The organism is Thiomonas sp. SCN 64-16 (assembly GCF_001725585.1).
GTDB lineage: Bacteria > Pseudomonadota > Gammaproteobacteria > Burkholderiales > Burkholderiaceae_C > Thiomonas > Thiomonas arsenitoxydans.
Genome location: NZ_MEGQ01000068.1, coordinates 1 through 11,453 on the forward strand (window position 1 = coordinate 1; position 11,453 = coordinate 11,453).

The 11,453-nt window shown below is 61.3% G+C and carries 9 protein-coding genes and 1 tRNA gene; 3 read left to right on the forward strand and 7 right to left on the reverse strand.

Features of this window, described 5'->3' with window-relative positions; all coding sequences use genetic code 11:
- The 3 genes from ABT24_RS14280 to ABT24_RS14290 form a co-directional block, all read left to right on the forward strand.
- On the forward strand, positions 1–990 hold a 990-nt coding region (locus ABT24_RS14280), incomplete at its 5' end, for a hypothetical protein (RefSeq protein WP_286738119.1).
- Positions 991–1,134: 144 nt separating this feature from the next.
- Positions 1,135–1,437, forward strand: coding sequence for a type II toxin-antitoxin system Phd/YefM family antitoxin (locus ABT24_RS14285; protein ID WP_276731177.1), 303 nt, complete (start codon positions 1,135–1,137; stop codon positions 1,435–1,437).
- A 15-nt stretch (positions 1,438–1,452) separates the two neighbouring features.
- Positions 1,453–1,836: a type II toxin-antitoxin system RelE/ParE family toxin gene (locus tag ABT24_RS14290; RefSeq protein WP_276731174.1), complete on the forward strand. Its 384-nt coding sequence runs from the start codon at positions 1,453–1,455 to the stop codon at positions 1,834–1,836.
- Here ABT24_RS14290 and ABT24_RS14295 read toward each other — a convergent pair.
- From ABT24_RS14295 to dnaK, 7 genes are all read right to left on the reverse strand, one after another.
- The gene (locus ABT24_RS14295) at positions 1,825–3,129 is read right to left on the reverse strand and encodes a tyrosine-type recombinase/integrase (protein WP_276731171.1); all 1,305 of its coding nucleotides are present in this window, start codon (positions 3,127–3,129) and stop codon (positions 1,825–1,827) included. The genes ABT24_RS14290 and ABT24_RS14295 overlap by 12 nt on opposite strands.
- A gap of 273 nt (positions 3,130–3,402) precedes the next feature.
- Positions 3,403–3,478: transfer RNA gene (locus tag ABT24_RS14300), tRNA-Thr, on the reverse strand.
- A 43-nt stretch (positions 3,479–3,521) separates the two neighbouring features.
- On the reverse strand, positions 3,522–4,532 hold the full coding sequence (locus ABT24_RS14305; protein WP_276731170.1) for a class 1 fructose-bisphosphatase: 1,011 nt from the start codon (positions 4,530–4,532) through the stop codon (positions 3,522–3,524).
- A 34-nt stretch (positions 4,533–4,566) separates the two neighbouring features.
- A complete protein-coding gene (gene pepN, locus ABT24_RS14310) occupies positions 4,567–7,239 on the reverse strand; it encodes an aminopeptidase N (RefSeq protein ID WP_276731168.1) in 2,673 nt (890 codons plus the stop codon).
- 53 nt (positions 7,240–7,292) lie between these two features.
- A protein-coding gene (gene prfB, locus ABT24_RS14315) for a peptide chain release factor 2 (protein ID WP_276731166.1) occupies positions 7,293–8,397 on the reverse strand; the annotation gives its coding sequence in 2 pieces (ribosomal slippage) (positions 7,293–8,315 and positions 8,317–8,397; 1,104 coding nt in all).
- Between the two features lie 70 nt (positions 8,398–8,467).
- The gene (gene dnaJ, locus ABT24_RS14320; protein ID WP_276731164.1) at positions 8,468–9,595 is read right to left on the reverse strand and encodes a molecular chaperone DnaJ; all 1,128 of its coding nucleotides are present in this window, start codon (positions 9,593–9,595) and stop codon (positions 8,468–8,470) included.
- 97 nt (positions 9,596–9,692) lie between these two features.
- Positions 9,693–11,453 (reverse strand): molecular chaperone DnaK (dnaK, locus tag ABT24_RS14325; protein WP_286738122.1); only part of this gene is annotated, 1,761 nt, incomplete at its 5' end.

Genomic DNA, 11,453 nt, shown 5'->3' on the forward strand with positions numbered 1-11,453 from the left:
AGTCAGGTACTCATCGATGAAAGAATTTCCAATTCGATGACTTTGCCTGGCGCGCTTGAATATTTACGGAAGTCCGTGCACGAATGTCGCAAGGTCACCTTTATTAAATATCGCGAGAGCTGCTATGGGGAGCAGGTCCCATGGTCTATCGGCTTTACGTCATGCGGGAAAGAGCTCATGGACGCGATCAAGACTATCGTAGTCAATGATGCCACTACTGGTTGGCTGGAACTTGCGCCGATTGCTCAGCTTGCCACGAGGTTCGTTCAACGGCTTGATCATGCAAACATTGGGAGCAATACCCTACTAGATCTTGATGCGGAAAGATATGAGGCAGCTCTGGATGCATTGCGCAAAGATTACAACTCGCGGCTCTTCCATGTAAAGGATTCAAATTTTCAACGTATCGCCCGTCGGCGTCTTGATGACGCGTGGCAATATACGGATAGCCTTTTTCAACGGCATGGAGATTTGTATTTGGTTTGTGTCGTTTTGGCTTACAAATGCGATTTCTACGGTGATAAAGCCATGGAGCCTATGGATATACTGCATCGCATTCATCTGGGTCGCGCCAAGCTCGTTCGTAAACTATATCGTGATCGTGCTCAACCTTCGCCGATTGGGTGGCTCGCGAAAACCGAGTGTCGGATTGAGCGCCACTATCAAATTCAACTGATGGTGTTCTATCAGGCCAACAAGGTTTCCGATGTCGAAAATTTAGGGGTAAGTATTGGCCAGCACTGGAGCGAAGTCACGTCTGGCAAGGGTCTGTGTGTCGTGCAAGGCTCGATTCCAGCTCATTCCGGACTCTATGGACTCGTTGGATTTCCTGATCGCCGCACGAGGCAAGTGTTTGGGTTTCTTAAGCGAGATGACATGTTGCGTCGTAGATACCTGAGAATTTTTCTTTTTTATCAGTTCAGACCTGATTTTTTTATGCGGCTACGTGTTCCTGAGGGCACCAGGATGTTCGTCCGTGGGCAGTTATAACGCGGGAGTTTTATTGCATGGGCAGCACGGCAGGCATCGCAAGGCCGTGAAGGTGACCTCTCGGGCGCTTCATCGTGGTCCGTTCACGCGCACCCAATCGCGCGTATCATGCGCAGAATCCTGTACAACACACTGAGGTCAACCATGGCCATTTCCGCCGCTGACGTGATTCCGCTGTCGCAGGCCAGGGCGAACCTGTCTGAGCTGGCCGACCTGGTGAAGGCGGGTGCCGAGAAGGTCATCACCAAGAATGGTGAGAGCTACGTAGCCCTCATCGACGCCCAGCGGCTGGACTACTACCACCAGCTTGAACGCGAACGCATTCACCTGCTGCTGATGGATGAGGCCAGCAAAGGCCTTGCGGATGTCGTGGCGGGCAAGGTCAAGGATGCGCGCAGCACGTTGAGCGCCATCAAGCGCCGCCGTGCTGCCAAGGCTGCCGGATAAGAACTGCCTCGCATCGTGACCGCCAAGCACGTCGTCAAGCTCACCGACCATTTCGAGCGCAACCTTGCTGAACTGGAAGCCTTCTTGGTCGAGGCCGAGGCTGCGCATGCCTTCGACGCGCTGCTGGACGAACTGACGGACACCGTCATCCCCAATCTCGAAACCTTCCCTGGCATGGGGCGTCTGTTCCTCGAGCAACCCACTCGCTCCGTCGAGGTGGGCAACGGCAGGGCTCGCCTGACCCAACAACTGGATGCCCTCGCCAAGGATGGCGAGCTGCGCGAGTATGTGCTGGCGCACTACCTGGTGCTGTATGCGCGGATCAAAGGCACGGTCTATCTGCTTTCGATTCGCCACCAGCGGCAGCTTTCGTTCGATTTCCCGGCGCTATGGCCTTGACTGCCCTGAGCGCACCATTCCGGCGCGCGCGACAGTCGCCTTCTCCCTGAGCAAGTCCACCATCGAGGCCGGCTTCTCGGTCTTTGCTGCAGGCTGTGGTGCGGCCGATTCCACAAACGCAGCCCAGGCCTCCATCATGGGCCTGCGCTGTTCCAGCAAGTCGGTGCGGTGATACGCCGCCTCCACCTTGTTTTGCACCGTGTGTGCCAAGGCCCGCTCGGCCAGATCACGCGGGTAGCCTTGCTCACTGCACCAATCCCGAAAGCTCGAACGAAAGCCGTGGGCGGTTGCCCATCGCCCAGGCGTGTCGCTCGGAGCCTGTGTGCGCCGCAAGAAGGTCGTCATCGCCATATCCGACAAAACGACCTCATCACGCGGGGAGGGGAAGACCAGGGTGTCATGCAGCCCCTGCAGATTCCGCAGAATGTCCAGCGCGCGATCTGTCAATGGCACCCGGTGCGGCATATGGGCCTTCATTCGCTCGGCAGGAATCGTCCAGATGCGCTGCGTCCAATCGATTTCTTCCCACACCATCCCGCGGGCCTCACCTGAACGACAGGCCGTGAGGATCAAGAACTCCAGAATCGCCCGGCTCACATCGAAGCGTGGGCGGTTCCTCAGGTGTTCGCCGACGAATGCCGGGATCATGCGCCAGGGCATGGCCGGTTGATGTTGCACGCGCACCGCCTTGTCTTGCTGCGCAGGCAGCAGGTGCTGCACCACATCCACCGGGTTCGCCTGACAGTGGCCATGAGCCCAACCCCATGCCATGACGGCATGCATGCGCTGCTTCAGCCTGGAGGCGGTTTCGGCCTTGTCGATCCAGATCGGCCGCAAGACTTGCGCGATGTCTTTGGGTTGAATCGCGTTGAGGGGTATTGCGCCCAGCACCGGAAAGGCGAACTCGCGCAAGGTGTAGATCCACTGCGCAGCGTGCTTGGCGTTCTTCCAGCCGGGGAGGAGGGTGCCGTGCAGGATCACTGCCGCCTCTTCGAACGTGGGCACGCTGGGGGCGGGAATCTCTTCCTTGACCTCCAGAGGATCGTCGCCTTGTGCGATCTGCTCGCGCATCTGCAGGGCACGTCGCGCCGCATCCGCAATGGTGACTGCCGGATAGGAACCCAGGCCCGCATTTCGGCGCTTGCCAGAGACGGGGCTGACATAGCGCAGCACCCATTTGCCGTGGCCCTTGGTGCTTCCTGGATGCAGCGCCAGGCCGGTGACGTTGCCGTGCGCTATGGGCTTGTCTTCGGGCCTGAGGGAGCGCGCTTTGAGTTCGGTGAGAGCTGCCATGGTCAGGCTGGAGGAGGATTTCAGTATGCCATCCAGTATGCCACGGAGTGTTTGCTTTCGGTGCTTGTTATTGGGTTCTATCGAACCGTGTTTGAACTCAAGTCATTGAAAAACAATGAGAAAAAATGCAATACTGGAACTCGTTGGGCTGATAAATTGCGGCCCCTCTCTCCGCCAGAATAAAATCCCAAGTGATTGATTCACTTGGGATTTTTCTTTTTTCTGGCGATCGGACACAAAAAAACCGCCGGTTAGGGCGGTTTTAAGGACTATTGGTGCCGGTGAAAGGAGTCGAACCCTCGACCTTCGCATTACGAATGCGCTGCTCTACCAACTGAGCTACACCGGCGAAGCCCACCATTCTATACCAGGGGCGGGATTTACTTTTCAGTTCAGACGGTCTGGGCGTGGTAGCGCTGCAGCAGTTCGACTTCTTCGCGCGAGCCGAGCATCACGCTGCAACGCTCATGCAGCGAGGTGGGGACGATGTCGAGGATGCGCTGCGAGCCATTTGTGGCTGCGCCGCCGGCTTGCTCCACCAGCAAGCTCATGGGGTTGGCTTCGTACAGCAGGCGCAGCTTGCCGGGTTTGTTCGGCTCGCGCTTGTCCCACGGATACAGGAACACGCCGCCACGCATGAGGATGCGGTGTACGTCGGCCACCATGCTGCCCACCCAGCGCATGTTGAAGTCGCGTCCGCGCGGACCGTCCTTGCCTTGCAGGCATTCGTCGATGTAGCGCTTGACTGGCGGCGCCCAGTGACGCAGATTCGACATATTGATCGAGAACTCGCTGGTGCTCGGCGGAATTTGCAAATCGCGCTCAGTGAGGACGAAACTGCCCTGTTCCCGGTCCAGGGTGAACACGGCCACTCCATGTCCTACGGTGAGCACGAGTTGGGTTTGCGGGCCATAGACGCAATAGCCGGCGGCAACTTGCTTGTTGCCGGCCTGGAGAAAATGCTGCTCGGTGACGTCGGTGGTGTTTTTGGGAATCTGCAGCACGGAAAAGATGGTGCCGATGGTGACGTCCACGTCGATGTTGGACGAGCCGTCGAGCGGGTCGAACAGCAGCAGATATTCGCCGCGCGGGTAGTGCTCGGAGACCGGGAACACGGTGTCCATTTCTTCCGAGGCCATGGCGGCCAGATGTCCGCCCCACTCATTGGCGTGGATCAGCACATCGTTAGCGATGACGTCGAGCTTCTTCTGCACTTCGCCTTGCACATTGCCGGTGCCGGCGGAGCCGAGCACATCGCCCAATGCGCCTTTGTTCACGGCGATGCTGATGCGTTTGCAGGCGCGGGCGACCACTTCGACGAGCAGGCGCAGTTGGGGCGTGATGACGCCGTGCTCGCGCTCCTGCTCGACGAGATAGCGGGTGAGGTTGACGGATTGGGTCATGGGGAGTCTCTGGAAGGAAAGGGGCGCGCCGCGATCAGTCGGCCAGGGCGCGTTCGATGATTTCGCGGGTGTCGGAAGACAGCGTGGCGCTTTCGGCCACGGTGCGTAGCGCTTGTTGCGCCGCTTCGCGATAGCCGGGCGCGAGCTTGCGCCAGCGGTCGAGAGCCCGCGCCAACCGGGCGGCGACCTGTGGGTTGATGGCATCGAGCGCCTGAACCTGTTCGGCCCAGAAGGCGTAGCCCGCTCCGTCGGTGCGGTGGAAGGCGCCGGGGTTGGCCTGACAGTAGGCGAACAGCACGCTGCGTGCGCGGTTGGGGTTGTGGATGGAGAAGGCGGGATGCCGCATCAGCGCGCGCACGCGGTCGAGTTGCTGCCCGTCGTGGTCGGGCGCGCTGGCCTGCAGCGCAAACCATTTGTCCATAACCAGGGCTTCACCGGCGAACTGGGCGGCAAAGCGCTCCAGCGCGGGCTTGGTCAGATCGGCGCCGACATGTACCAACGCGGCCAGCGCGGCGAAGCGGTCGGTCATGTTGTCGGCATCCTTGACGCGTTGATAGACCCGTCCCAGCCAAGTCGCCTGTCCGAGTTCGCACAAATGTGCCTGGGCCAGATTGCGCAGGGCGCGGCGACCGGCACTGGCAAAGTCGGGGCTGTAGCCGCCTTCGGGCGTGAGGCTGTCCCAGAGGGTTTGCCAGTCCTGCGCGAGTTCTCGCGCCAGCACGGTGCGTAGCGCCTGACGGGCGCGGTGGATGCGAGGAGGGTCGACCTCTTCAAGCTGCTCGGCGATGTAGGCCTCGCCGGGCGGGGTGAGCAGCAGTTCCTTGAACGCCGGATCGAGCTTCGGGTCGCGGAGGACGGCGCGCAGCGCGTCGAGATAGTGCGCATCGAGGTTCAGCGTCTCGCCGCGAACGGCCGCCAGCAGGCGCGACAGCGTCAGGCGCTGCGCCGCTTCCCAACGGTTGAACGGGTCGGCGTCATGCGCGAGCAGATGCAGCAACTCGGCATCGGTGTAGGCGTAGTCGAGGATGACCGGGGCGGAGAAGCCGCGCAGCAATGAGGGCGTGACTGCATCGGCATCGATCTGCTCGAAGACGAAAGTCTGCTGGTCTTCAGTGAGGATCAGCACGGTCGACGTGCCTTTGTCCTGGCCTTGCAGCCACAGCGGCAGGGCGTTACCCCGGGCGTCGAGCAAGCCCGTGGCGACCGGAATGACCTGCGGCTGTTTATCCGTTTGACCGGGCGTGTCGGGCAAGGTTTGGCGCAGGGTGAGGGTGTAGGTGCGGGCAGCGGTATCGAGCGCGCCGCTGGCGTGCAGGCGCGGGGTGCCAGCCTGGCTGTACCAGCGTTTGAAGGCGGCAAGATGTTGCGCCAGCGCGGAGTCCGGGTTGGCGTCGGCCATGGCCTGGGCGAAGTCGTCGCAGGTCACGGCCTGGCCGTCGAAGCGCTGGAAGTACAAATCCATGCCTTTGCGGAAACCGGCTCGTCCCACCAGAGTCTGCATCATGCGCACCACCTCGGCGCCCTTTTCGTAGACGGTGGCGGTGTAAAAATTGTCGATGGCCTGGTATTGCTCGGGGCGCACCGGGTGCGCCATCGGACCGGCGTCTTCGGAAAACTGCGCGGTGCGCAGCACCCGCACGTCTTCGATACGCTTGACCGCACGGGCGGATTCGCCGCCCGAAGCGGCGGCCAGATCCTGGCTGAATTCCTGATCGCGGAAGACGGTGAGGCCTTCCTTGAGGCTGAGCTGAAACCAGTCGCGGCAGGTGATGCGGTCACCCGTCCAGTTGTGGAAGTACTCGTGGCCGACCACGCTCTCAATACCGTCATAGTCGGCATCGGTGGCGGTAGCCGGATTGGCCAGCACATACTTGGTGTTGAAAATGTTGAGGCCCTTGTTTTCCATGGCCCCCATGTTGAAGTCGCTCACCGCCACGATCATGAAACGGTCCAGATCGAGGCTCAGGCCGAAGCGCTGTTCGTCCCACGCGATAGCCTTGATCAGTGACTCCATCGCGTGCTCGGTCTTGTCCAGATCGCCCGCGCGCACATAGACCTGCAGCAGATGCGTCTTGCCCGACGCGGCACGCACGGTCTGTTCGCGGCACACCAGATTGCCGCCAACCAGGGCGAACAGGTAGCAGGGCTTGGGAAACGGATCGTCCCACACCGCTTCATGGCGGCCGCCGTCCAGGTCGGTCTGCGACACCAGATTGCCGTTGGACAGCAGCACCGGGTACTGCGATTTGTCGGCCCGCAGGGTGACGTGAAAGCGGCTCATCACGTCCGGGCGGTCGGGCCAGTAGGTGATGCGGCGAAAACCCTCGGCCTCGCACTGGGTGAAGAACGCGCCGCCCGACATGTAGAGCCCTGCCAACTGGGTGTTGGCCTGGGGGACGTTGAGGGTTTCGATTTCCAGCGTGAAGGTCTCGGGCAGTTTGTCGAGCACCAAGGTGTTGCCATCCTGGCGGAAGGCGACGAATTCGCCGTTTACCTTGAGGGTCAGCAAGGTGATGTCTTCGCCGTCGAGCACCAACGGCGCGGACTCGGCTGCGCCTTCAAGTCGACGCACCGCCATGCGGCTGTGCACGCGGGTCTTGGCGGGGTCGAGATCGAAGCGCAAATGTACGCTGTCGATGGCGTAGGACGGCGGGGTGTACTCCGCCAGGCGGGTGATGCGGGCAGGCGTGTCGGGTTTGGCAGTCATAGCAGTGCGGAGTTCAGCGGGGCAATGGGGATCAGTGGGGCTCAGGTTGAGGTTCAAAGGCCGGACTTCAGGCTGGCGGTGATGAATTCGTCGAGATCGCCGTCGAGCACTTTCTGGGTGTTGGAAATTTCGACGTTGGTGCGCAGGTCTTTGATGCGGCTCTGATCGAGCACATAGCTGCGGATCTGGTGGCCCCAGCCCACGTCGCTCTTGGTCGATTCCAGCGTCTGCTGCTCGGCCATGCGCTTGCGCAACTCGTGCTCGTACAGACGCGAGCGCAGCATCTGCCACGCTTCGGCGCGGTTTTTATGTTGTGATCGATCGTTCTGGCACTGCACCACGATGCCGGTGGGAATGTGCGTCAGGCGCACCGCTGAGTCGGTCTTGTTGATGTGCTGACCGCCGGCGCCGCTGGCGCGAAAGGTGTCGGTGCGCACGTCCGCAGGGTTGATGTCGATCTCGATCGAGTCGTCCACCTCGGGATAGACGAACACGCTGGCGAAGCTGGTGTGGCGTCCGCCGGACGAGTCAAACGGGCTCTTGCGCACCAGGCGATGCACCCCGGTTTCGGTGCGCAACTGGCCGTAGGCGTAGTCGCCCTCGACCTTGATCGTGGCGCTGCGGATGCCCGCGACGTCGCCCTCGGTCTCTTCCATCACCTCGGTCTTGAAGCCCTTGCGCTCGCAGTAGCGCAGGTACTGCCGTAGCAGCATGCTGGCCCAGTCGCAGGCCTCGGTGCCTCCGGCGCCGGCCTGAATGTCGATGAAGCAATTGCTGGGGTCGAGCGGGTTGGAGAACATGCGGCGGAACTCCAGCGCCTCGACCTCGGCGGCGGACTTCTCGACATCGGCCTCGATGGCTTCGCAGGTGGCGTCATCGCCTTCCTCGCGCGACATCTCGAACAGCTCGCTGTGATCGGCCAGCGCCGTGGTCAGGCTCTCCAGCCCGAGCACCACGGTTTCGAGCGACTTGCGCTCGCGGCCCAACTCTTGCGCGCGTTTGGGGTCGTTCCAGACCTGCGGGTCTTCGAGCGCCCCTGCAACTTCCATCAGCCGCGACGCCTTGGCATCGAAGTCAAAGATACCCCCTTAGCGCTTGAACGCGCTGCTGGAGGTCGGTAATTCGGTTGGAGATGGCGTTGAGGCGTTCTGCGTCCATGATGCTCTTGAGATGACAAAGGGCGCTATTTTCGCACCCCTTGCCTCTGCCTTGCACTTTGGTCGTTGGCTCAAACCGGTTTGAAGAATTCCTTGGCCTTGTCGAACCACGACTTGGCTTGCGGAGAGTGGCGATCGCCGCCCCTTTTCAGCGACTCGTCGAGCTCGCGCAGCAGACGCTTCTGCTCCTCATTAAGCTTGATCGGCGTCTCCACCGTGATGTGGCAATACAGGTCGCCGGGATAGCTCGAACGCAGGCCTTTGATGCCTTTGCCGCGCAGGCGGAAGGTCTTGCCCGCCTGCGTGCCTTCGGGGAGGTCGATCTCCGCCTTGCCGCCCAGCGTGGGCACATCGATACCGCCGCCCAGAGCCGCCTTCGCCATGCTCACCGGAACGTGACAGTGCAGGTCGTCGCCATCGCGCTCGAACACCGGGTGTTGCTTGATGTGGATTTCCACATACAGGTCTCCGGGCGGCCCGCCGTTGACGCCGGGTTCGCCGTTGCCCGTGGAGCGGATGCGCATGCCCGAATCGATGCCCGCGGGAATCTGCACTTCCAGGGTCTTCTGCTTCTGGATGCGGCCACGGCCATGACAGGCCGGGCAGGGCTCGGGAATGAGCTTGCCCGTGCCGTGGCAGGTCGGACAGGTCTGCTGCATGGCGAACGGTCCCATGCGCTGCGCCACCTGGCCGCTGCCATGGCAGGTCGTGCAGGTGATGGGCTTGGTGCCGGGTTTGGCGCCGCTGCCGTGGCAAGTGCTGCATTCTTCCCAGCCGGGGATGCGCAGGCTTTTGTTCACGCCGTTTGCGGCATCTTCGAGGCTGATTTCCAGTGAATAGCTCAGATCGTTGCCGCGGTAAACCTGCGGCCCGCCGCTGCGGCGCCCGCCGCCGAAAATCTCGTCGAAAATGCTGCCAAAGTCGCCAAATCCCCCCGCCCCGCCTCCGAATCCGCCGAAGCCGCCCGCCGAGGGATCAACCCCGGCATGGCCATATTGGTCATAGGCGGCGCGCTTCTGGGTGTCGCACAGGCACTCGTAGGCTTCCTTGACGATTTTGAACTGCTCTTCAGAGTCTTTGTTGCCCTGATTACGGTCGGGGTGGTGCTTCATGGCCAGCTTGCGGTAGGCCTTCTTGATCTCGTCTTCCGAGGCGTTTTTGCTCACGCCCAAGACTTCGTAGTAGTCACGTTTTGCCACGGGTTCTGCCTTGCGAATCGGTTCAATAACAATGGACAAACGGGAGGGCCGCGCGTTTAGCGGCCCTCCCGTCGGGAGACTTCAAGTCTGAAGACGATCAGGCCTTGCCGTCCTTTACTTCCTTGAACTCGGCATCGACCACGGTGTCGTCGCCTGCAGCCTGGCCTCCACCGCTACCGGATGAGGCGCCACCGGCCGCGCCGGGTTCAGCGGCTTGGCTGGCGTACATCTTTTCGCCCAGTTTCTGGCTGGCGGCGAGCAGGGCGCTGGTCTTGGCCTCGATCTCGGCCTTGTCTTCCGACTTGATCGCCTCTTCCGCTTCCTTCAAGGAAGTTTCGATGGCCGATTTTTCGCCTGCGTCCAGTTTGTCGCCATACTCCGAGAGCGATTTGCGCACACTGTGCACCGCAGCGTCTGCTTGGTTACGGGCATCGACCAGTTCGCGCTTCTTGTGGTCTTCTTCCGCATTCATTTCGGCATCGCGCACCATGCGCTGCACTTCTTCTTCACTCAAGCCGGAATTGGCCTTGATGGTGATCTTGTTCTCCTTGCCGGTGCCCTTGTCCTTGGCGCTGACGTGCAGAATGCCGTTGGCGTCGATGTCGAAGGTCACCTCGATCTGCGGCACGCCGCGGGGAGCGGGCGGAATGCCTTCGAGGTTGAACTCGCCCAGCAGTTTGTTGCCCGCTGCCATTTCGCGCTCGCCCTGGAACACCTTGATGGTCACCGCAGGCTGGTTGTCATCCGCGGTGGAATAGACCTGCGCATGCTTGGTCGGCACCGTGGTGTTTTTGGTGATCATCTTGGTCATCACGCCGCCCATAGTCTCGATGCCCAGAGACAGCGGGGTGACGTCGAGCAGCAGCACGTCCTTGCGGTCGCCTGCCAGCACCGAACCCTGAATGGCCGCGCCTACGGCCACGGCCTCGTCGGGGTTCACGTCCTTGCGGGGCTCCTTGCCGAAGAACTCTTTCACCTTGTCCTGCACCTTGGGCATGCGGGTCATGCCACCGACCAGAATGACGTCGTCGATGTCGCCCACCTTCACACCGGCATCGGTGATGGCCGTGCGGCAGGGCGCGATGGTGCGCTCGATCAGCTCTTCAACCAGCGACTCCAGCTTGGCGCGGGTGAGTTTGAGGTTCAGGTGCTTCGGACCGGAGGCATCGGCCGTGACGTAGGGCAGGTTGATCTCGGTCTGGGTGGAGCTGGAGAGTTCGATCTTGGCCTTTTCGGCCGCGTCTTTCAGGCGCTGCAGCGCGAGCACGTCGGCCTTCAGATCGACGCCTTGTTCCTTCTTGAACTCGGCGATGATGTAGTCGATGATGCGTTGGTCGAAGTCTTCACCGCCCAGGAAAGTGTCACCGTTGGTGGAGAGCACCTCGAACTGCTTTTCGCCGTCCACGTCGGCAATCTCGATGATTGACACGTCAAAGGTGCCGCCACCCAGGTCGTAGACCGCGATCTTGCGGTCGCCCTTGCCGTGCTTGTCCAGACCGAAGGCCAGGGCTGCTGCGGTGGGCTCGTTGATGATGCGCTTGACTTCCAGACCAGCGATCCGCCCGGCATCCTTGGTGGCCTGGCGCTGACTGTCGTTGAAGTAGGCCGGCACGGTGATCACCGCCTCGGTGACTTCTTCACCCAGATAGTCTTCCGCCGTCTTTTTCATCTTGCGCAGCACTTCGGCGCTGATCTGCGGCGGCGCGAGCTTTTTGCCGCGCACTTCCACCCAGGCGTCGCCGTTGTCGGCCTTGACGATGCTGTAGGGCATCAGGTCGATGTCTTTCTGCACTTCCTTTTCGCCGAACTTGCGGCCGATCAGGCGCTTGACGGCGTAAAGCGTGTTTTTGGGATTGGT

What these genes read in the sequence shown, in the direction of transcription:
- ABT24_RS14305 (WP_276731170.1), bottom strand. Translation starts at nt 4,532, where the DNA reads ATGACCCAATCCGTCAACCTCACCCGCTATCTCGTCGAGCAGGAGCGC.
- pepN (WP_276731168.1), bottom strand. Translation starts at nt 7,239, where the DNA reads ATGACTGCCAAACCCGACACGCCTGCCCGCATCACCCGCCTGGCGGAG.
- ABT24_RS14285 (WP_276731177.1), top strand. Translation starts at nt 1,135, where the DNA reads ATGGCCATTTCCGCCGCTGACGTGATTCCGCTGTCGCAGGCCAGGGCG.
- ABT24_RS14295 (WP_276731171.1), bottom strand. Translation starts at nt 3,129, where the DNA reads ATGGCAGCTCTCACCGAACTCAAAGCGCGCTCCCTCAGGCCCGAAGAC.